Origin of the sequence: Mycobacterium sp., from assembly GCF_049683355.1 — a bacterium.
Classification (GTDB): domain Bacteria; phylum Actinomycetota; class Actinomycetes; order Mycobacteriales; family Mycobacteriaceae; genus Mycobacterium.
Genome location: NZ_JBAUJB010000098.1, coordinates 1 through 20,776, shown reverse-complemented (window position 1 = coordinate 20,776; position 20,776 = coordinate 1). Strand labels below are relative to the sequence as shown.

Below are 20,776 nucleotides of genomic sequence, written 5' to 3'. Positions count from 1 at the left end.
ACCCTGGGCCCGTGATGCCTGGCGGGCGGCGGGAGCCGGTGTGCGGGCGTCGGTTTCGGTGTCGCCGGACCCGCCGGCCACAGTCGAGAGCGTCCCGCCGTGCACAGCTGCCGCCACCGACGCCGTGACCAGTCCACTGGTGCGTATCCGGCGGCGCAGATACGCGCGCAGGGCGCCGAGATCGACGACCAGACCGCTGGCCACCGCCTCCTCGATGCCGCCGGAGTGCACGTGGCCCCCGGTCGGCAGCCGCGAGTCGGACAACGCGAGCATGGTGGTCAGGTTCGACATCAGAACAGGAAGTACCGCTGTGCCATCGGCAGTTCGGTCGCGGGTTGCTCCTGCCAGACCTCGCCGTCGATGCGCACCGTGAACGTGTCGGGGTCCACCTCGATGTGAGGTGTCGCGTCGTTGAGCGGCATCTGCGCCTTGCCCACCTTCCGCATGTTGCCCACGGCGACGAGGCGGCGGTTGACCGCCAGCCGGTCGGCGAGGCCGTCGTCGAGCGCCTGCGGAGCTACGAAATGGACCGAGGTGGCGGCCGCGGCCGCGGGTGCCGCGCCGAACATGGGCCGCGGCAGCACCGGCTGCGGGGTCGGGATGGAGGCATTCGCGTCCCCCATCGCCGCCCAGGCGATCATCCCCCCCTTGAGCACGGCATGGGGTCGTACCCCGAAGAACGCCGGCTCCCACAGCACCAGGTCGGCGAGCTTGCCGACCTCGACCGAGCCGATCTCGTGGTCGAGGCCGTGCGCGACGGCCGGGCAGATCGTGTACTTCGCCACGTAACGGCGGGCCCTGTTGTTGTCGGCGCCTGCGTCCCCCTCGAGCGAACCGCGACGCTGCTTCATCACGTGGGCCGTCTGCCAGGTCCGCATCACGACCTCTCCGATGCGTCCCATCGCCTGGGCGTCGCTGCCGATCATCGAGATCGCTCCGATGTCGTGTAGCAGGTCTTCGGCGGCCATCGTCGATGGCCTGATTCTGCTCTCGGCGAACGAGAGATCTTCTGGCACACTGGGATTGAGGTGGTGGCACACCATCAGCATGTCCAGGTGTTCGTCGAGCGTGTTGACGGTGTGTGGGCGCGTCGGGTTGGTGGAGCTCGGCAGCACGTTCGCCTCACCGGCCACCCGCATGATGTCGGGAGCGTGTCCGCCTCCGGCGCCCTCGGTGTGGTACGTGTGGATCGACCGGCCCTTGATGGCCCCGATGGTGTTCTCGACGAAGCCGGCTTCGTTGAGAGTGTCGGAATGCAGCGCCACCTGAACCCCGGCGGCGTCGGCGACGCTCAAACAGGCGTTGATCGCGGCGGGCGTCGACCCCCAGTCCTCGTGCAGCTTCAACCCTGATGCACCGCCCCGCAACTGCTCCCACATCGCCTCGGCGCTCACCGTGTTTCCCTTGCCAAGCAGGGCGATGTTCATCGGCCAGGTGTCGGTTGCCTCGAGCATCCGGGCCAGGTGCCACGCGCCGGGAGTCACGGTGGTGGCCTTGCTTCCCTCCGCGGGGCCGGTGCCACCACCGACCATCGTCGTGACGCCGCTGCCGATGGCCTCCTCGAGCAGCTGCGGGCAGATCAGATGCACGTGGCTGTCGACGGCACCAGCAGTGAGGATTCGGCCGTTGCCCGCGATGATCTCGGTCGACGGGCCCACCACCAGGTCCGGGTGGATGCCCGACATGATGTCCGGATTGCCTGCCTTGCCGATCGCAGTGATGCGACCATCACGAATGCCGATGTCGGCCTTGATGATTCCCCAGTGGTCCAAGATCACCGCGCCGGTGATGACAGTGTCGGGGACTCCGTCGGCGCGCGTCGCACGCGACTGTCCCATCGACTCGCGCAGCACCTTGCCGCCGCCGAAGACGGCCTCGTCCCCCGCCAGGCCGGGCCCACCGCTGCGGTCCTCGGTGATCTCGATGAGCAGGTCGGTGTCGGCCAACCGGATCCGATCGCCGGTGGTCGGACCGAACAGGGCCGCGTAACGGGAACGGGACAGCTCACTCATCGGATGCGTCCAATCTGCCGGGCGGATTCAGGCTCAGGCCGTGGACTTCGCGGCTGCCGGCCAGCGGGATCAGCGCGACGCGTTGGGCGACACCGGGTTCGAACCTGATGGCAGTTCCGGCCGGGATGTCGAACCGGTGTCCGTGTGCGGCGGCCCGGTCGAACTGCAGCGCCCCGTTGGCCTGCGGCACGTGCACGTGGCTGCCGACCTGAACGGGTCGGTCTCCGGTGTTGAGGATCTCCAACTCCAGCCGGGGGGCGCCGGCATTGATCTCGATGGCGCCCTCGCCGTAGACGACCTCACCTGGGATCACGTCACTCCTGCCTCACGAGATCGGGTGGTGGACGGTGACGAGCTTGGTGCCGTCCGGGAACGTCGCCTCGACCTGGACGTCGTCGAGCATCTCGGGCACGCCGACCATCACGTCGTCGCGGCCCAGCACGGCTTGTCCGCTGACCATCAACTCCGCAACGGTGCGGCCGTCACGTGCGCCCTCGAGGATGTGATCGGTGATGAGCGCGACGGCTTCGGGGTGGTTCAGCTTCAGGCCACGAGCCTGGCGGCGGCGGGCCAGTTCGGCTGCGTACGAGATCAGCAGCCGTTCCTGTTCATGCGGGGTCAAACGCATAGTTCGCGATCCTGCCACGCCCGTCGGGAGTCGGCAGCGCGGCTACTCGGCGGGAAGGTTCTGCAGCCGCACCTGACCGCGTGCCAGCAGGCGGTCGTCGTCGCCGGAGATGGTGATCAACCACAGCTGCTGGCGACGTCCGCGGTGGATCGGCGTGGACGCCGCGGTCACGGTGCCGGCGCCGACGGCGCGCAGGAAGTCGGTGTTGTTGTTGACGCCGACGACGCGGCCGCCCCCGTTGGCGGCCAGCCAGACCGAGGCCGACACGCTGGCCAGACTCTCGACGATCGAGCAGTACACGCCGCCGTGCACGATGCCGTGCGGTTGGAGCAGTTCGTCGTTGATCTGCAGTTGCGCGCGCCCGCCGTCGGGGGTCATGTCGAGATAGGTCAGACCGAGCAAGCGGTCGAATCCGTCACCGAGGCCGGAAAGGTCAGTCGCCACGGTTTGTGTTTACACGCACCACCCGCGTTTCCGCGACGGGACCCGACATCGACGTCCTGTGGGCCCGCCGGAATGCGGACGGGCCCCACGCAGTGCGTGGGGCCCGTCCTTCGTGTGGACCGGGGGTCTCTGCAGCCCTCAGGACTCCGGCGCGGTCCGGTGGTTCGGTTCTTCAACTGCCCTCGAGCATAGGCAAGGCTGCCCTAATTAATCAAGGCTTTCGCCGAACTCATCCGCGAGGTTCCGCGCACGGGGAGCCCGAAGCCGACGAAGGCGTCCAGCACCGCCTGTCCGCGACGCATGCTGACCACCTCGCTCGAACCCGCCAGCAGCGGTATCTGGGTCGCCGCGCCGACGACCGAACCGCCGACGATGTGCCACATCGACGCGACCGTCATCGCTCCGCCGCTGACATCGGCCAGCTTGAGGAACAGGGGCGCCAGGGCGCGATGGCTGCGGTGGGCGACCCACGTCGTCAACGCCGCCTCGCTGGGAAGCGCGACGATCCCGTCCTGGGCGGACCGGCCGACGCCGATCTTCGTGCGGTCGGAGAAGAACGGGTCGTCGGGCAGTCCGCGAACCGTCGGATCGACGACGCCGACCCAGTCGATGGCGCCTTCGGAGTCGACGTGCACCCACAGGTTCTCCAGCCCGGTGTCCCAGGCGCGGCCCTCGAGGACCAGAAGGGGGATGACCCGGCCCACGACCACGTGGGCGAAGGTCGCGCCGAGCTGCTGCGCGACCGCTGCCCGGCTCTCCGTGTCGGCGACCCCGGCATCGAACATCGTCTGCAGACGGTCGCTGGTCAGGACCTCGGCCAACGGCCACCACCGCCGCCGGGAAAGGTCGCCCATCACTGCCACGCCGTAGACCCGGGGACATTCGCGATACAGCTCGCGGAGCCGCCGGCTGGACTCGTGGATCGGCAGCGTTCTGCCGATCGACATCCCTGCGATGAGCGGATCGTCGATAACGACCGTCATAGCACCTCCAATCTGAGTAAGCCTTGAGTTAGGTTAGCCTTACTATAGTGCTGAGGCGGATGCGGGCTACCCCCTGTGATCGGACTCACAAAGGGCGATAATGGAGGGGCGAGGGAGGCTCCACCGGCCTGTGCCGCCCGGGTTCTCCGGACCCGCGAACTGGGCGCGGAACGGATACGACACGCGGTAGTAATCCCGTAGTACGCTTTGGGCTACTGCTGGTAGGAGATGAACAGAAAATGGCCAAGGTGACACGGCTCGGGGAGCTGGAGCGGTCCGTGATGGACCACCTGTGGTTCGCGGACGAGCCACAGACCGTGCGCCAGGTGCATGAAGCACTGGCAGCGCACCGCGACCTTGCGTACACGACGATAATGACCGTGCTGCAGCGGCTGGCGAAGAAGAATCTGGTCGTCCAGCACCGCGATGACCGCGCGCACCGCTACGCCCCCACCCACGGCCGCGACGAACTGGTCGCCGGGCTGATGGTGGACGCGCTGGACCAGGCCGCCGACTCAGGCAGCCGGGAGGCCGCGCTGGTGCATTTCGTCGAGCGGGTCGGTGCCGGTGAGGCGGCCGCGCTGCGCCGCGCGCTGGCCGAACTCGAGGACAAAGAACGTCACCACCCACCCGCTGGCGGTTCGGGTACCGACTGAGAGACACTTACAGCGTGTCCGCGCTGGCCTTCACCATCGTCGCTCTGCTCCTGTCGGGGCCGGTGCCGGCGATGCTGGCGCGAGCCAGCTGGCCGCTGCGCGCGCCCCGGGCAGCGATCGTGCTGTGGCAGTCGATCGCCCTGGCCGCGGTGCTCTCAGCTTTCTCCGCCGGAATCGCCATCGCCAGCCGACTGTTCGTGCCCGGTGAAGACGGGCGCCCCACGGCCACCCTGACCAGCGAGATAGCCGCTCTCGGGTGGCCGCTGTGGACGGCTTACGTGACCGTCTTCGCCCTCACCCTGATGATCGGCGCCCGGCTGGTCGTGTCCGTGCTCAACGTCGCCATCGCCACCCGGCGCCGACGCGCACATCACCGGATGGTCGTCGATCTGGTCGGCGCCTCACACCTCAGCGCACCTCATCTCTGCAGCCACTACCCCCGACCCCTGGCCGGCGTGGGGTTGCGCATCCTCGATGTGGCCGAGCCGCTGGCGTACTGCCTGCCAGGGGTCCGCAGCCGCGTCGTGGTCAGCGAGGGTGCTTTGACCACGCTGGCGGACAGCGAGGTCACCGCGATCCTCACCCACGAGCGCGCCCATCTGCGGGCCCGCCACGACCTCGTGCTCGAGATGTTCACCGCGGTGCACGCCGCGTTCCCGCGCTTCGTCCGCAGTGCCAACGCGCTGACCGCGGTGCGGTTGCTGATCGAAACGCTCGCCGACGACGCCGCGGTGCGCACCACCGGCCCGACCCCGCTGGCCCGGGCGCTGGTCGCGTGTGCGGCCGGACCCACCCCGCGAGGCGCTCTGGCCGCCGGCGGGCCGACGACGGTGGTGCGGGTGCGCCGCCTCGGGGGTAAGCCGAACAGCCGGATCCTCGCCGCCGCTGCATACTTCGCGGCGGCTGCGGTGCTCGTCATACCCACCGTCGCACTGGCGGTGCCGTGGCTCAACGAGCTGCATCGACTGTTTCTTGCGTGAGCGTCCCATCCCCGCTGGGTGTTGGATGACCAGTAGCTGTGTCGTCACAGGAGATCGAAAGGGTTTCGTCTATGAGCTCGTCGCAGTCCCCCACCTCCGCCGGTACGGCGCAGATCGGTGTCACCGGTCTGGCCGTGATGGGGTCGAACATCGCACGCAACTTCGCCCGGCACGGCTACACGGTGGCGCTGCACAACCGCTCGATCGCCAAGACCGACGCGCTGCTGGCCGAGCACGGATCCGACGGCACCTTCGTGCGCAGTGAGACCATCCCGGAATTTCTTGCCGCACTGGAGAAGCCGCGGCGGGTGCTGATCATGGTCAAGGCCGGGGCGCCGACGGACGCGGTCATCGACGAGCTCGCCGACGCGATGGAACCCGGCGACATCATCATCGACGGCGGAAACGCGCTCTACACCGACACCATCCGCCGGGAGAAGGCGATGCGTGACCGCGGGCTGCACTTTGTCGGCGCGGGCATCTCCGGTGGCGAGGAAGGTGCGCTCAACGGCCCCTCGATCATGCCCGGCGGCCCCGCCGAGTCCTACAAGAGCCTCGGACCGTTGCTCGAGGAGATCTCCGCCCACGTCGACGGTGTTCCGTGCTGTACCCACATCGGGCCCGACGGCGCAGGGCATTTCGTCAAGATGGTGCACAACGGCATCGAGTACTCCGATATGCAGTTGATCGGCGAGGCCTATCAGCTGCTGCGGGACGGACTCGGCAAGTCCGCCCCCGAGATCGCCGACGTGTTCGAGGAGTGGAACACCGGCGACCTGGACAGCTTCCTGGTGGAGATCACCGCGCAGGTGCTGCGCCAGACCGACGCCAAGACCGGACAGCCACTGGTCGACCTGATCCTCGATGAAGCCGAACAGAAGGGCACCGGCCGGTGGACGGTGAAATCCGCACTGGATCTCGGTGTCCCCGTCACCGGTATCGCCGAAGCGGTCTTCGCGCGCGCACTGTCGGGTTCGGTGACGCAGCGCAAGGCCACCACCGGACTGGCGTCCGGAGACCTGGGCGAGCAGCCGACCGACGCCGCGCAGTTCACCGAGGACATCCGGCAGGCGCTGTACGCCTCGAAGATCATCGCCTACGCTCAGGGCTTCAACCAGATACAGGCGGGCTCCGCCGAGAACGACTGGGGCATCACCCCGGGTGACATGGCCACCATCTGGCGCGGTGGCTGCATCATCCGCGCTAAGTTCCTCAACCGGATCAAGGACGCCTTCGACGAGGACCCCGATCTGCCGACCCTGCTGGTGGCGCCCTACTTCCGCAGCGCCATCGAGAACGCCATCAACAGCTGGCGCCGGGTGGTGGTGACGGCCACCGAACTGGGTATCCCGATCCCCGGTTTCAGTTCGGCGCTGTCCTACTACGACGGGTTGCGCACAGAGAGGTTGCCCGCGGCCCTGACGCAGGGGTTGCGTGACTTCTTCGGCGCCCACACCTACGGCCGCATCGACACCGACCGGGCCGAGCGGTTCCACACCCTGTGGAGCGGAGACCGCAGCGAGGTCGAGGCGTAGATCCGAGGCCGGAGAGGCGCAGTTTCCACATGAAGTTCCTGGACGGCCACAGGCCGCCGTACGACCTGACCTACAACGACGTGTTCGTCGTCCCGGGGCCGAGCGACGTCGCCTCGAGATTCGACGTCGACCTGTCGACCGCCGATGGCACCGGTACCACGATCCCCGTGGTCGTCGCCAACATGACAGCGGTTGCCGGACGGCGGATGGCGGAGACCGTCGCCCGTCGGGGCGGGCTCGTGGTGCTGCCGCAGGACCTGCCGATCCAGGCAGTCGAGCAGACGGTGGACTTCGTCAAGAGTCGTGACCTGGTGGTGGACACCCCGGTCACGCTCGCCCCGGACGCCTCGGTCTCCGACGCCTGCGCGCTGATCAACAAGCGGGCACACGGTGCAGCCGTGGTGGTGTTCGAGAACCGTCCGATCGGTCTGGTCACCGAGGCGGTGTGCACCGGTGTCGACCGCTTCGCCCGGGTTCGGGACGTCGCCGCCACAGATCTTGTCACCGCCCCGGTCGGCACCGACCCGCGCAAGGTCTTTGACCTGCTCGAACACGCCCCGGTCGAGGTGGCGGTGCTGACCGAGCCCGACGGGACGCTGGCCGGCGTCCTGACCCGTACCGGTGCGGTGCGCGCCGGCCTCTACACCCCCGCGGTCGACGCGGCGGGCCGGTTGCGGATCGCCGCGGCGGTCGGCATCAACGGCGATGTCGCGGCCAAGGCCAACGCGCTTGCCGAGGCCGGTGTGGACGTGCTCGTCGTCGACACCGCGCACGGTCATCAGGCGAAGATGATCGACGCGATCAAGGCGGTGGCGGCGCTCGATCTCGGTCTGCCACTCGCGGCGGGCAACGTCGTCTCCGCCGAGGGCACTCGTGACCTGCTCAACGCCGGTGCGTCCATCGTCAAGGTCGGAGTCGGTCCTGGCGCCATGTGCACCACCCGGATGATGACCGGTGTCGGCCGCCCGCAGTTCTCCGCGGTCCTCGAATGCGCAACGGCGGCAGAACAACTGGGTGGACACGTGTGGGCCGACGGGGGCGTCCGACACCCTCGTGACGTGGCGCTGGCGCTGGCCGCGGGCGCGTCCAACGTGATGATCGGCTCTTGGTTCGCCGGTACCTACGAATCACCCGGGGACTTGATACGCGACCGGGCAGGCCAGCCGTACAAGGAGAGCTACGGTATGGCCTCCAAACGTGCGGTGGCCGCCCGCACGGCGGCCGACAGTGCGTTCGATCGGGCGCGCAAAGCGCTGTTCGAAGAGGGCATCTCCTCCTCCCGGATGAGCCTGGACCCCACCCGGGGCGGTGTCGAGGACCTGCTGGACCACATCACCTCGGGGGTGCGCAGCACCTGCACCTATGTCGGCGCCGCCACGTTGGCCGAACTGCACGCCAAGGCAGTGGTGGGGGTGCAGTCAGCGGCCGGGTTCGCCGAGGGCCACCCGCTGCCGACCGGTTGGTGACGGATAGGCGAGCACATCGCCCGCGACCTCCACGGTGACGGCCGACCCGGCCGCCAGCCCGCACTCCCCGGGGCTGCGCAGTGAGACCGCGCTGCCGTCGGTCAGCTCGACGTGGACCACGGTGTCCGCGCCGTAGAACCGGCAGGCCGTCACACGGGCGGGTTCTCCGGCGGTCGCGGTGCCGAACCGCAGCTGCTCGGGCCGCAGCACCACCACGGCGGGGCCATCGGGTACCGGCAGGCGGGCGGGTAGCGCACCCAGCGCGGTGCGCACCACGCCCGAATCCACCGAGCCTGTCAGTTCGATTGTGGCGCCGACGAATCGGGCATTGGCCAGGCTGGTCGGCCGGGCGTAGAGATCAGCGGGGGTGCCGTGCTGGGCGATCGACCCGTCGATCAACAGTGCCACCGAATCGGGCAGCGACAGCGCCTCGGACTGATCATGGGTGACCAGCAGCGCGGTGGTGCCGGCGGCCCGCAGGATCGCGGCGATGTCCTCCCGGACCCGCACCCGCAGGCCGGCGTCCAGCGCGGCGAACGGTTCGTCGAGCAGCAGCACCCGAGGCTCCGCGGCCAGCGCACGCGCCAGCGCCACCCGCTGCTGCTGTCCGCCGGAGATCTCGTGTGGTCGGGCCTCCGCAAGACCGTCCAGCCCGACCACCGACAGCCAGTGCGCCACCCGTGCATCCAGCTGCCTGCGGGAGGCCCGATCCATCCCGAAAGCCCGGTCCATTCCAAATGCGACGTTCTGCCCGACGCTCAGGTGCGGGAACAGCGCACCTTCCTGCGGCATGAGACCGACCCGCCGACGGTGCACCGGTACGGTCGTCGGCCCGCCCGCCACCGTCTCCCCCGCGATGCGCACCGTTCCGGAGTCGGGGTTCTCGAAGCCGGCGAGGATCCGCAGCAGCGTGGTTTTGCCGCAACCAGAGGGGCCGAGCACCGCGGTGATGGTGCCTTCGGGCAGATCGAGGTCCACGTCGGACAGCACCTGACGATCGCCGAAAGATTTGCAGATGCCTTGGGCCGCAACAGCCGGCGCGTCCAGGTCAGTCACTTCGCACACCGCCTGCATCGGTGCTCCACAGTCCCAGCACCGCTGTCGGGACGGCGGCGAACACCAGCAGAGCCGCCGCGTAGGGCGCCGCGGCGGCGTAGTCACTGACCGTGCTGTAGTTCCACAGCCGCGTGGCCAGGGTGTCGGTGCCGGTCGGATGCAACAGAAGGGTGACCGGTAGCTCTTTCATGCAGGTCAGCAGCACCAGCGCCGCGCCGGCGGCGATGCCGGGCAGTGCGATCCTTGCGGTCACCGCGCCGAAGGCCCGCTGTGGGGTGCGGCCCAGCGAACGGGCCACCTCCTCGAGGCGGGTGGGGACAGCCTCCACCGCCGTACGGACCGATCCGATCGCCAGCGGCACGAACAGAACCGTATAGGCAAGGATCAGCAGTGGTTCGCGCTGGTAGATCGGACGCAGCAGGAGAACGCCGAGCGACACCATGGAGATGGCGATCACGATCGCCGGCAACCCGTGCGCCACATAGCTGGCGCCCTCCAATGTCCGCGTGGCGCGGTCGCGGTGGCGGGCGGCGAGCACGCCGAGCGGCAGCGCCGCGGCAGTGGACGCCACCGCGGCGGCCACCGACAGCCAGACGGTCGATCCGAGTGCGGAGAACCATTCCGCGACGTCCCACCGCGGTCCCGCCGTCAGAAGCCAGTCGGTCAGCGTCACGCCGGGAACGACGATCGCGGCGGCCAGAACGGCCGCCGGCAACAGCAGCGCGACCCAGCTCCAGTGCCCGAGGCGGTTCAACGGCGCAGGCCGGGGCACGCCGCCACCGATCCGGGACGACGCGGCCAGCCCCCGGGCCCGGCTTTCGGCGAGCACCAATGCCACCGCGAACGCCATCAGCATCAGCGAGAGCACCGCTGCCCGGGCGGGGTTGAACCCGGAGCGGTACGCCCCGTAGATCACCCACGTGAACGCCTCGAATCGCATTGCGGCGACGGCGCCGAAATCGCTGAGCACGTACAGGCCGACCAGCAGCGCACCCGCGGCGATCGCGGCGCGCGCCTGGCGCAACGTCACCCGGAAGAGCACCGCGAACCCGCCGAGGCCCAGCGACCGGGCCACCTCCTCCTGTGCCGGGTCGACCCGCGCCAGAGCTGCCATCGTGGTCAGCAACACCAGCGGATAGCTGACCAGCGTGAGTACCAGAGCGGCCCCCCAGAACCCGGCGATGGCGGGATAGGCGGAGACCCACAGGTAGGCCAACAGGTAGCTCGGCATCGCCAGGGGCAGGGTAAGCGCGACGGCCAGTGCGCGCCTGGCCTTGATGTCGGTGCGGGTGACCAGAACGGCCAACCCCACCCCGAGTACCACACACGCCGCGGTGACCACGACCACGAGCAGCAGCGACCGGCCGACCAGCGCCGCGGTGCGTGGCTGGACCAGCTCCTCGACGACAAACGGCCAGCCGCGTTCCAACGCCCGGGCCGCCAGATAGACGAGCGGGATCAGCGTGCCTGCCGCCACGAGGGCGGCGGGCACCAACAGCAGCGCGGGCGGCCGGCCGCGCCCCACGGTCACCGGAACCCGGTCAGTTGGTCAGCAAGCCGGTCTCGACCAACAACTCCTGCGTCGCCTCGATGTCGTCGAGCTGCGAGAGGTCCACCGCGGGAGGCTGCAGGTCGCTCAGCAGCGGCATGGCCGCCGACGGGGCGACGCCGGCCGCGAGCGGATATTCCGTCGTCTCCTCGGCGAAGTACTGCTGCGCGGACTCGCCCACCAGGTATGCGGCGAATGCCTGTGCCCCCTCGGGGTTCGGTGCCGATTTCAGCACCCCGACACCGGCGACGTTGACCAGGCCACCGGGGTCCCCCGGCGCCATGAACTGGTTCTGCGCGGTCACGGCGTCCTCGCCCTTGCTGTTGATCAGTTCGTAGAGGTAGTAGTGATTCGTCGGGCCCAGCGCGACCTGGCCGGCATCGACGGCGTCGCGCACCGCGATGTTGTTCTCGAAGGCCTGCGGATCCTGGGCTTCGAACGCCCGCAACCACTGCTCGGCGCCGTCGTCGCCGCGGATCACCCGCAGTCCGGTGACGAAGGCCTGCCAGGACGCATTGCTGGGGGCGAACCCGATCTTGCCCTTCCACTCCGGGGCGAGCAGTCCGTCGATCGTGTCGGGCGGGTTGGGCACCAGGGTGGGGTTGTAGACGATGACCCGCGCGCGGCCGGACACGCCGACCCAGGTGCCGTCCGCTGCCGAGTACTGCGGAGGGACCGCCTCCAGCGTCGTGCCGTCGATCGGCGCCAGCAACCCGGCCTTTGACACAGCGCCCAGCGCGCCCGCATCCTGCGACAGGAACACGTGGGCGGGCGAGCGGTCCCCCTCCGTCAGGAGCTGAGCGGCCATTTCCCCCGAACCGGCGTAGCGCGCCTCGACCTTGATGCCCGTGTCGGTGGTGAACTGCTCGATCAGCGGGGCGACCAGTTCTTCGCTGCGGCCCGAGTACACGACGATCTTGTCGGCGTCCTCGGACTGGGACTGCGACCCGCAGGCGGTGAACGCCAGCATCGCCGCCACGATTCCGAGCGCGCCGGCGGCACGGGATATCGACATCGACATCAAGTGGGCTCCATCTGTAGGTGGGTAGCGTGCAGTCGGCACACCTGTGATCTGGCACCGAACCTACCATTGGGTGAGGTTAGGCTTACAGAACGGCGGCCGGGCGAGAAATGCCCGGTGACTCGGCTAGCATGTGTTGACCATCAGTCGAATCCGGCCGCTCAGCGCTGTCGCGAATCGTCCGCGCGAAAACGAAAGGGACCAGGTGCCGCAGGCACTGGATGGAAGCCCATCCGAGCCGGCCGTACACGCCCAGCGGCCAGGCCACGAGCCCGCCGAGGCCGAGCCGTCCTCTAGTCGGCCGGGCACCCGACCCGGCTTCCCCGGTCGTTCGATCGACCCGGTTCCCGCTGCGCAGAGCGCGGGAGCGCTGCCATGAGCCCGGTCATGTCCCTTCTCGCGTTGCTGGCGTTCATGATGCTCACCGCGGGCACGGCGGTCTTCGTCGCCGCGGAGTTCTCGTTGACCGCGCTCGAGCGCAGCACCGTCGAGGCCAACGTCCGCACCGGTGACCGCCGCGACCAGCTCGTCCAGAAGGCGCACCGCACGCTGTCCACGCAGCTGTCCGGCGCCCAGGTGGGCATCTCGATCACCACGCTGGCCACCGGGTTTCTGGCCGAGCCCGTCGTGGCACGGCTCATCGCGCCGGGGCTGAGCGCCGTGCGGGTGCCGGAACAGTTCGTCAGCGGCCTGGCCCTCGCGTTGGCCATCCTGCTCGCCACATCCATCTCGATGGTGTTCGGCGAACTGGTGCCCAAGAACCTCGCCGTGGCCCGGCCCGTGCCGACCGCGCGCTGGTCGGCTGCACCCCAACTGTTCTTCTCGTTCACGTTCACGCCGCTGATCCGGCTGACCAACGGCACGGCCAACTGGATCCTGCGGCGTCTGGGCATCGAACCCGCCGAAGAACTGCGATCAGCGCGGTCACCGCAGGAACTGGTGTCGCTGGTGCGCACCTCGGCGCGCAGCGGTTCGCTCGACCCGGTGACCGCTGTCCTGGTGGACCGCTCGCTGCAGTTCGGCGAGCGCACCGCCGAGGAACTCATGACACCGCGGTCCAAGATCGACACGCTTGAAGCCGACGACACCGTGGTCGACCTCAGCGAGGCGGCGGTGCGGACGGGGCACTCACGTTTCCCCGTCATTCGGGGCGACCTCGACGAGACCATCGGTGTGGTCCACGTCAAACAGGTGTTCGCGGTGCCGTACGGACAACGTTCCTCCACCCGGCTCGCCGACATCGTGCAGCCTGTCGCCAAGGTGCCCTCGACCCTGGACGGCGACGCGGTGATGTCGGAGGTACGCGCCAACGGCCTGCAGACGGCGCTGGTGGTCGACGAGTACGGCGGCTCTGCGGGCATGGTCACGGTGGAGGATCTCATCGAGGAGATCGTCGGAGACGTGCGCGACGAACACGACGACGAACCGCCCGACGTGGTGGCTGCCGGGCGGGGCTGGCAGGTCTCCGGGCTGCTGCGCATCGACGAGGTCGCCGAGAGCACTGCGTTCCGCGCTTCGGAAGGCGACTACGACACCATCGGCGGCCTGGTGCTCGAGACCCTGGGACACATCCCGGAAGAAGGCGAATCGGTGGAGCTGACCGCCTTCAACCCGGACGGTTCCGTCGAGGACCCGATCCGCTGGCTGGCGACGGTGCTGCGGATGGACGGCCGCCGGATCGACCTGCTCGAGCTCACCGAGCTGGGGCACCGCGGCGACGTGGACGGGGCAAGCTGATGGGAGACATCTTCGGCGTCCTGCTGACAGTGCTGCTGTTGGCCGCCAACGCGTTCTTCGTGGGCTCGGAATTCGCGTTGATCTCCGCGCGCCGCGACCGCCTGGAGGCGTTGGCCGAGCAGGGTAAGAAGAGCGCGGTCACCGTGATCAGAGCCGGCGAGAACCTGTCGCTGATGCTCGCGGGCGCGCAGTTGGGCATCACCGTGTGCTCGATCCTGCTGGGGCGGGTGGCCGAGCCGGCGGTCGCGCACCTGCTGGAAAAGCCATTCGGCCTTCTCGGCATCCCGGACGCGTTGCTGCATACGGTGTCGTTCCTGGTGGCGCTGTCCATCGTGGTGACGCTGCACGTGTTGCTCGGCGAGATGGTGCCCAAGAACATCGCGATCGCCGGACCGGAGTCCACCGCGATGCTGCTGATCCCGGTCTATCTGGTCTACATCCGCGCCGCCCGGCCGTTCATCGCGTTCTACAACTGGTGCGCCAACGTCACGTTGCGCGGATTCGGGGTGGAGCCCAAGGACGAACTCGACGTCACCGTGTCGACGGTAGAGCTGTCGGAGATGATCGCCGAGTCTTTGTCGGAAGGGCTGCTCGATCCCGAGGAGCACACCAGGCTGACCCGCGCCCTGCAGATCCGCAACCGGGTGGTCGACGACGTCGCGATACCGCTGCACCGCATCCGGGCGGTCCCCGTCGCCGGCGAAGGTTCCGGACCGACGGTCGGCGCCCTCGAGCAGGCCCTGACGGAGACCGGTTACTCCCGCTTCCCCGTTGCCGATCCCCAGGGGGCGTTCATCGGTTATCTGCACATCAAAGACGTGCTGCCGATGGTCAACGAACCGTATGACGAGGCCACGATCGTGGATTCGGCGATGGTGCGACCGCTGCCCCGGGTTCCCGCCTCGCTCCCCCTGCCCGACGCGCTGTCCCGGCTGCGTCGCACCAACAGTCATCTGGCGCTGGTCACCGCGCCCGACGGTGCGGTGACCGCGGTGGTGGCGCTCGAAGATCTCGTCGAGGACCTGGTGGGAACCGTCCGCGACGGCACCCATCGTGTCTGATTCGCGGCTCGCCGCGGTATCTGAGGGCTGGCTGGAAACCGCCGCCGCCCACCGCCGGCGAGTCCACGAGCTCCTGGCCCCGCACCTGGCGCGGAGGCGGGCCGGCCGGCCGCACCCCGTGTTCGATTTCCTGTTCACCTACTACAGCCTCCGCCCCCGCCAGTTGCGGGTCTGGCACCCCGGCTACGGCACCGTTCTCGCCGGCGCTGCCGCGGATCGTTATCTCGAGCGCACCGGGTACACCCGGCACGCCGACGGCGTCACGGTGAGCCGTGACCACCTTCATGCGCGGGCCGGGACTGTGAGGTTCATCGCGGACCTGCTGGGCGCGGTGGCGTCGCGGCCCCCGCGGTTCAACTGCTTCGGTCTGCACGAATGGGCGATGGTGTACCGGGCGCCCGCGGTGCGCCATTCAGGCGTGCCGCTGCGTCTCGGCGCCGCCGGGACGGACGCTGTGGTTGATGCAATGCCATTGCGCTGCAGCCACTTCGACGCATACCGGTTCTTCACCGAGCCGGCCGCGCGGCTTAATGCGGCTCGCCTGACCCGGGACTCCCAGATCGCCGCGGAACAGCCGGGATGTGTGCACGCCGGGATGGATCTGTACAAGTGGGCGTTCAAGCTCGGGCCGCTCATCGAATCCGGGCTGGTGCTGGACTGCCTGGAGCTCGCCACGGACGCGCGGGTGCTCGACATGCGGGCGAGCCCCTACGATCTGCGGGGGTTCGGGTTCGAGCCGATCGCCGTCGAAACGGTTGGTGGTCGGCGGGAATACGCTCAGGCCCAGGAAGCGATCAGTGAACGGGCCGCACCGCTGCGGGCCAGGCTGTTGAAACGCTGCACAGCGCTGTTGGACGACGCCACGGGGTATTAGCCCTGTTACCGCTGGGTAAGCTGGATCGACATTGCTGCATACCGATTGCACAAGGCAGGTGCGCCCCGAGGCGCACGTGCAGGCGAGGGAGGAACCATGACCGAACGCGTGAAGGTGGGCAACCTGCGCGTCGCCCCCGTGTTGTACGACTTCATCAACAGTGAGGCGCTGCCGGGCACAGACCTCGATCCCGACACCTTCTGGTCCGGTGTCGACAAGGTCGTGGCCGATCTGACGCCCAAGAACCAGGACCTGCTCGCCCGCCGGGACGATCTGCAGGCGCAGATCGACAAGTGGCATCGCGCCCGGGTCATCGGTCCGTTCGACGCGGACGAGTACCAGCGGTTCCTCACCGACATCGGATACCTGCAGCCCGAACCGGCGGATTTCACGATCACCACCGCCGGCGTCGACGCTGAGATCGCCACCACCGCCGGCCCACAGTTGGTGGTGCCGATCCTCAACGCGCGGTTCGCCCTGAACGCGGCGAACGCCCGCTGGGGCTCGCTCTACGACGCGCTCTACGGCACCGACGTCATCGGCGAGGAGGACGGCGCCGAAAAGGGCCAGGGATACAACCCCGTCCGCGGCGACAAGGTCATCGCCTACGCCCGCCGGTTCCTCGACGGGGCCGTGCCGCTGGCGTCGGGGTCATGGGCCGACATCACCTCGCTGGTAGTCGACGACGGTCAGGTCGCGGTGTCGACCGGTGACGAGCAGCGAATCGGGTTGGCCGACCCCGCGCAGTTCGTCGGCTACCTCGGCGACGTGGCGAACCCCGAAGCGGTGCTGCTGGTCAACAACGGTCTGCACGTCGAGATCCTGATCGACGCGGACTCCCCGATCGGCTCCACCGACGCGGCCGGCATCAAGGACGTCGTGCTGGAGTCGGCCGTCACCACGATCATGGACTTCGAGGATTCCGTGGCCGCCGTCGACGCCGACGACAAGGTGCTGGGCTACCGCAACTGGCTCGGTCTCAACCGCGGCGACCTCAGCGAGGAAGTCAGGAAGTCCTCCTCGGGGGGCGATGAGACGTTCACCCGCGTCCTCAACGAGGACCGCACCTTCCACTCCGCCGACGGCGGCGAGCTCACGCTGCCCGGCCGCAGCCTGATGTTCGTCCGCAACGTCGGCCATCTGATGACCAACGACGCGATGGTGTTCGACGCCGACGGTGAGGACGGCGCTGAGGTTCCCGAGGGTATCCAGGACGCGCTGTTCACCAGTCTGATCGCCATCCACGGGCTGCGGCAGGGCTCCGACAACGACGGCGCCAACGGTCCGCTGGCCAACAGCCGTACCGGTTCGATCTACATCGTCAAGCCCAAGATGCACGGCCCGGAAGAGGTGGCGTTCACCTGCGAGCTGTTCAGCCGCGTCGAGGACGTGCTCGGCCTGCCGCAGAACACCATCAAGGTGGGCATCATGGACGAGGAGCGCCGCACCACGGTGAACCTCAAGGGCTGCATCAAGGCCGCCGCCGACCGGGTGGTGTTCATCAACACCGGGTTCCTGGACCGCACCGGCGACGAGATCCACACCTCGATGCAGGCGGGTCCGATGATCCGCAAGGGCGCGATGAAGTCGCAGCCGTGGATCGGCGCTTATGAGAACCAGAACGTCGACATCGGGCTGGCCACCGGCTTCTCCGGCAGGGCGCAGATCGGCAAGGGCATGTGGGCCATGACCGAGCTGATGGGCGACATGGTCGAGCAGAAGATCGGCCAGCCCAAGGCCGGGGCCACCACCGCCTGGGTGCCGTCACCGACGGCTGCGACGTTGCACGCCATGCATTACCACGAGGTGGACGTGTTCGCGGTGCACAAGGACCTCGAGGGCGAGAAGCGGTCCTCGCTCGACGAGCTGTTGACGATCCCGTTGGCCAAGGAATTGGCGTGGGCCCCCGAAGAGATCCGCGAGGAGGTCGACAACAACTGTCAGTCGATCCTCGGCTACGTGGTGCGCTGGATCGACGCCGGCGTGGGGTGTTCGAAGGTTCCCGACATCCACGACGTGGCGCTGATGGAGGACCGTGCAACGCTGCGCATCTCCAGTCAGCTGCTGGCGAACTGGCTGCGCCACGGGGTGATCACCGAAGAGGACGTTAAGGCGAGCCTGCGGCGGATGGCCGCGGTGGTGGACGAGCAGAATGCCGCGGACCCGGAGTTTCGGCCGATGGCCACCGACCCGGACAACAACATCGCGTTCCAGGCGGCGCAGGAGCTGATCCTGTCCGGCGGGGAGCAGCCCAACGGCTACACCGAGCCGGTCCTGCACCGCAGACGCCGAGAGTTCAAGGTGGCAAACAACATTGGTTGATGTTGTGCAATCAGAACTGACTGATCGACCGGACATCTGCGAAGGCAGGACGGGCGGGGCGGGCCGGCATGGGAAGACATAGCCTTCCCGACCCCGAGGATTCCGCCGGCCGGGAGCCCGAAGACGAACAGACCGAGCGGTTCGGCGTCGACGACGGTTTCGAGCCCGCCCAACGGGATGTCGAGTCTGACGCCTACCCCGACGAGCCGGTCCCGCCGCGGTCCGCCGGCCCGCAGCACGGCGGCGACTGGGACGGCGGCGAGTGGACCGGTAGCCATCGCTCGGTGACCCCGAGTCGGCGCGGAGTCAGCATCGGCGTCATCGTCGCGCTGGTGAGCGTGGTCGTGGTCGTCGGTGTCGTGATCCTGTGGCGCTTCTTCGGAGATGCTCTGTCCGACCGATCCGACGTTGCCGCCGCGCGGTGCGTCGACGGTGAAGTTGTTGTCGCCGTCGTCGCCGATCCGGCGATCACCGAACCGATCGCCGCGCTGGTGGAGCGCTACAACCAGACCGCGGCCCCCGTCGGTGACCGTTGTGTCAGGGTGGCGGTCGAGTCCGCCGATTCCGACCAGGTCGTCAACGGGTTCACCGGAGAGTGGCCGGCCGACCTCGGTGAGCGACCTGCACTGTGGATCCCGGCCAGTTCGGTCTCGGAGGCCCGGCTGGAGGCCGCGGCCGGCGCCCAGACCATCAGCGACAGCCGATCCCTGGTCGCCTCCCCGGTCGTGCTCGCGGTGTCGCCGCAGCTGCAGGGGGCACTGGGTGAACAGAACTGGGGAACGCTGCCGGGGCTGCAGGCAGATCCTGCCTCGCTCGACGGTCTCGGACTGCCGGGGTGGGGCGGGCTCCGCCTGACGATGCCGCTGACCCAGGACGGTGACGCCGCCTATCTGGCGGCCGAGGCGGTGGCGGTCGCCGCTGCGCCGTCCGGCGCTCCTGCCAGCGCGGGGCTAGGCGCGGTCAGCACGCTGATCGGCGCCGCACCCGAACTCGCCGACCCGACCGCGGCCACCGCGATGGACGCACTCGTGGACGCACCCGAGCCGGCCACCGCGCCGGTGCACGCGGTGGTCACCACCGAGCAGCAGCTCTTCGAGCGTGCGTCGGGTCTGCCCGACGCGACCGCCAAGCTGGCGGCGTGGCTGCCACCGGGCCCGACCGCAATGGCCGACTTCCCCACCGTGCTGCTCGCCGGTGACTGGCTGACCCAGGAGCAGGTCACCGCTGCCAGCGAGTTCGCCAGGTTCATCCGCAAACCCGAGCAACTCGGCGACCTCGCCGCCGCCGGGTTCCGCGTGGACGGCGTGGCGCCACCCCCCAGCGACGTCGTCGACTTCGCACCGGTCGCGGCCCCCTTGGACGTCGGCGACAATGTGCTGCGGGCGACGATCGCCGACACGCTGACCACGCCGGCCGCCAGCCCGACCGTGACGATCATGCTCGACCAGTCGATGCCCGCGGATGAAGGTGGCAAGTCGCGCCTGGCCAATGTGGCCGACGCGCTCAGGGCACGAGTGCAGGTCCTGCCCGGGGACTCCGGTGTGGGGTTGTGGACGTTCGACGGTGTCGCGGGGCGGTCCGTGGTCAGCCTCGGCCCGCTGTCCGAACCGCTCGGCGGACAGCCCCGAGCCGAGGCCCTGACCGAGGCGCTGAACAGACAGACAGCCTCGAACGGCGGCGCGGTCTCGTTCACGACTTTGCGGCTGGTCTATACCGACGCATCGGCGGCATATCGCGAGGGCCAGGAGAACTCGGTGCTCGTGATCACCGCCGGACCGCACACGGATCAGTCGCTGGGCGCCGAGGGCCTGCAACAGTACATCAGGGGCGCGTTCGACCCGGCCCGCCCCGTGGCGGTGAACGTCATCGACTTCGGTGACGACGCGGACCGGGCCACCTGGGAATCGGTCGCGCAGATCACCGGGGGCAGTTACCAGAACCTGGAGACCTCGGCGAGTCCGGAGCTGGCGTCGGCGATCGCCGACATGCTGTCCTGACGTGTCGCATCCTCGGTGCTCGGCGGCCACCTATTACTCATGGCACGTCAGCCGTCAGCCGTCAGCCGTCAGCCGTCGACCCGAGACGGTGACGTACTCACCGTACGGGCCCGCCCTTGGCGGGCGGAGACCGCGTCCGTGGGGACAACAAACGCCGGACGCCCGAGGCTTGAATAACCGCCTAGCAAGCCGCACCAGGCCCAGGTGCCGCGTCACGATATGATCAGATGTTCGCTGGCCGTATTGCCCGTCGGTCACGTGCGCCGATGGTACGACAGCGGTACGATTTCGTCGCGTTGGGCCGCGACGAACAGGCGGCAGCAGCTAACGCCGATTTCCACGCAACTGGTTCGGGGCAAGGGGTCAGGTGATTTCGTAGTGGAGGGTGCGGTTTGCCCACCAGGGGACTCGGGTGTCTTGGGGGAGGTCGGCTTGGCGGAGCACGGGCGCGTAGG

Annotated in this window: 18 protein-coding genes; 9 read left to right on the top strand and 9 right to left on the bottom strand. The window is 68.8% G+C overall.

What is annotated here, in order from left to right; all coding sequences use genetic code 11:
• The 6 genes from WA944_RS06125 to WA944_RS06100 form a co-directional block, all read right to left on the bottom strand.
• Positions 1-291 (bottom strand): urease accessory UreF family protein (locus WA944_RS06125; RefSeq protein ID WP_526646569.1); only part of this gene is annotated, 291 nt, incomplete at its 3' end.
• On the bottom strand, positions 291-2,012 hold the full coding sequence (locus WA944_RS06120) for an urease subunit alpha (protein ID WP_526375620.1): 1,722 nt from the start codon (positions 2,010-2,012) through the stop codon (positions 291-293). The genes WA944_RS06120 and WA944_RS06125, both read right to left, overlap by 1 nt.
• Positions 2,005-2,325 carry an urease subunit beta gene (locus WA944_RS06115; protein ID WP_526375618.1) on the bottom strand — a complete coding sequence of 107 codons (321 nt, stop codon included), beginning with the start codon at positions 2,323-2,325 and terminating at the stop codon, positions 2,005-2,007. The genes WA944_RS06120 and WA944_RS06115 overlap by 8 nt, the downstream gene beginning before the upstream one ends.
• Before the next feature lie 12 nt (positions 2,326-2,337).
• Positions 2,338-2,640, bottom strand: a complete 303-nt coding sequence (locus tag WA944_RS06110) for an urease subunit gamma (protein WP_163891031.1) — start codon at positions 2,638-2,640, stop codon at positions 2,338-2,340.
• Positions 2,641-2,682: 42 nt separating this feature from the next.
• Positions 2,683-3,084: a PaaI family thioesterase gene (locus WA944_RS06105; RefSeq protein WP_526375616.1), complete on the bottom strand. Its 402-nt coding sequence runs from the start codon at positions 3,082-3,084 to the stop codon at positions 2,683-2,685.
• Positions 3,085-3,287: 203 nt separating this feature from the next.
• Positions 3,288-4,067: an iron reductase gene (locus WA944_RS06100; RefSeq protein ID WP_526375614.1), complete on the bottom strand. Its 780-nt coding sequence runs from the start codon at positions 4,065-4,067 to the stop codon at positions 3,288-3,290.
• 239 nt (positions 4,068-4,306) lie between these two features.
• On the opposite strand from WA944_RS06100, the gene WA944_RS06095 reads away from it, so the two are divergent.
• The 4 genes from WA944_RS06095 to WA944_RS06080 all read left to right on the top strand — a co-directional run bounded on the left by WA944_RS06095 (position 4,307) and on the right by WA944_RS06080 (position 8,704).
• Positions 4,307-4,723 carry a BlaI/MecI/CopY family transcriptional regulator gene (locus WA944_RS06095; RefSeq protein WP_163891025.1) on the top strand — a complete coding sequence of 139 codons (417 nt, stop codon included), beginning with the start codon at positions 4,307-4,309 and terminating at the stop codon, positions 4,721-4,723.
• Positions 4,724-4,737: 14 nt separating this feature from the next.
• Positions 4,738-5,703 carry a M56 family metallopeptidase gene (locus tag WA944_RS06090; protein WP_526646567.1) on the top strand — a complete coding sequence of 322 codons (966 nt, stop codon included), beginning with the start codon at positions 4,738-4,740 and terminating at the stop codon, positions 5,701-5,703.
• A 71-nt stretch (positions 5,704-5,774) separates the two neighbouring features.
• Positions 5,775-7,238: an NADP-dependent phosphogluconate dehydrogenase gene (gene gnd / locus WA944_RS06085; RefSeq protein ID WP_526610788.1), complete on the top strand. Its 1,464-nt coding sequence runs from the start codon at positions 5,775-5,777 to the stop codon at positions 7,236-7,238.
• 29 nt (positions 7,239-7,267) lie between these two features.
• Positions 7,268-8,704, top strand: coding sequence for a GuaB1 family IMP dehydrogenase-related protein (locus WA944_RS06080; protein WP_526368448.1), 1,437 nt, complete (start codon positions 7,268-7,270; stop codon positions 8,702-8,704).
• Here WA944_RS06080 and WA944_RS06075 read toward each other — a convergent pair.
• Genes WA944_RS06075 through WA944_RS06065 form a run of 3 tightly spaced genes read right to left on the bottom strand, consistent with a single transcriptional unit; the run spans position 8,657 to position 12,330 of the window.
• Positions 8,657-9,760, bottom strand: coding sequence for an ABC transporter ATP-binding protein (locus WA944_RS06075; RefSeq protein WP_526368446.1), 1,104 nt, complete (start codon positions 9,758-9,760; stop codon positions 8,657-8,659). The two genes, WA944_RS06080 and WA944_RS06075, sit on opposite strands and share 48 nt — an antisense overlap.
• Positions 9,753-11,291, bottom strand: coding sequence for an ABC transporter permease (locus WA944_RS06070; protein WP_526646565.1), 1,539 nt, complete (start codon positions 11,289-11,291; stop codon positions 9,753-9,755). The genes WA944_RS06075 and WA944_RS06070 overlap by 8 nt, the downstream gene beginning before the upstream one ends.
• Positions 11,292-11,301: 10 nt before the next feature.
• Complete coding sequence (locus WA944_RS06065; RefSeq protein WP_526375005.1) at positions 11,302-12,330, bottom strand: iron ABC transporter substrate-binding protein; 1,029 nt, start codon at positions 12,328-12,330, stop codon at positions 11,302-11,304.
• A gap of 375 nt (positions 12,331-12,705) precedes the next feature.
• On the opposite strand from WA944_RS06065, the gene WA944_RS06060 reads away from it, so the two are divergent.
• The 5 genes from WA944_RS06060 (at position 12,706) to WA944_RS06040 (ending at position 20,321) form a co-directional block, all read left to right on the top strand.
• A complete protein-coding gene (locus WA944_RS06060) occupies positions 12,706-14,067 on the top strand; it encodes a CNNM domain-containing protein (RefSeq protein ID WP_526375007.1) in 1,362 nt (453 codons plus the stop codon).
• Complete coding sequence (locus WA944_RS06055; protein ID WP_526375009.1) at positions 14,067-15,128, top strand: CBS domain-containing protein; 1,062 nt, start codon at positions 14,067-14,069, stop codon at positions 15,126-15,128. The genes WA944_RS06060 and WA944_RS06055 overlap by 1 nt, the downstream gene beginning before the upstream one ends.
• Positions 15,121-16,002, top strand: coding sequence for a 3-methyladenine DNA glycosylase (locus WA944_RS06050; protein WP_526375011.1), 882 nt, complete (start codon positions 15,121-15,123; stop codon positions 16,000-16,002). The genes WA944_RS06055 and WA944_RS06050 overlap by 8 nt, the downstream gene beginning before the upstream one ends.
• Before the next feature lie 96 nt (positions 16,003-16,098).
• Entirely contained in the window at positions 16,099-18,324 is a 2,226-nt protein-coding gene (locus WA944_RS06045; protein WP_526375013.1) for a malate synthase G, read from the top strand.
• 68 nt (positions 18,325-18,392) lie between these two features.
• Positions 18,393-20,321: a vWA domain-containing protein gene (locus tag WA944_RS06040; RefSeq protein WP_526646563.1), complete on the top strand. Its 1,929-nt coding sequence runs from the start codon at positions 18,393-18,395 to the stop codon at positions 20,319-20,321.
• Positions 20,322-20,776: the final 455 nt, after the last annotated feature.

Coding starts and splice junctions, on each gene's coding strand:
- WA944_RS06120 (WP_526375620.1), bottom strand. CDS start 2,012: ATGAGTGAGCTGTCCCGTTCCCGTTACGCGGCCCTGTTCGGTCCGACC.
- WA944_RS06110 (WP_163891031.1), bottom strand. CDS start 2,640: ATGCGTTTGACCCCGCATGAACAGGAACGGCTGCTGATCTCGTACGCA.
- WA944_RS06100 (WP_526375614.1), bottom strand. CDS start 4,067: ATGACGGTCGTTATCGACGATCCGCTCATCGCAGGGATGTCGATCGGC.
- WA944_RS06095 (WP_163891025.1), top strand. CDS start 4,307: ATGGCCAAGGTGACACGGCTCGGGGAGCTGGAGCGGTCCGTGATGGAC.
- gnd (WP_526610788.1), top strand. CDS start 5,775: ATGAGCTCGTCGCAGTCCCCCACCTCCGCCGGTACGGCGCAGATCGGT.
- WA944_RS06080 (WP_526368448.1), top strand. CDS start 7,268: ATGAAGTTCCTGGACGGCCACAGGCCGCCGTACGACCTGACCTACAAC.
- WA944_RS06065 (WP_526375005.1), bottom strand. CDS start 12,330: ATGTCGATGTCGATATCCCGTGCCGCCGGCGCGCTCGGAATCGTGGCG.
- WA944_RS06060 (WP_526375007.1), top strand. CDS start 12,706: ATGAGCCCGGTCATGTCCCTTCTCGCGTTGCTGGCGTTCATGATGCTC.
- WA944_RS06055 (WP_526375009.1), top strand. CDS start 14,067: ATGGGAGACATCTTCGGCGTCCTGCTGACAGTGCTGCTGTTGGCCGCC.
- WA944_RS06045 (WP_526375013.1), top strand. CDS start 16,099: ATGACCGAACGCGTGAAGGTGGGCAACCTGCGCGTCGCCCCCGTGTTG.
- WA944_RS06040 (WP_526646563.1), top strand. CDS start 18,393: ATGGGAAGACATAGCCTTCCCGACCCCGAGGATTCCGCCGGCCGGGAG.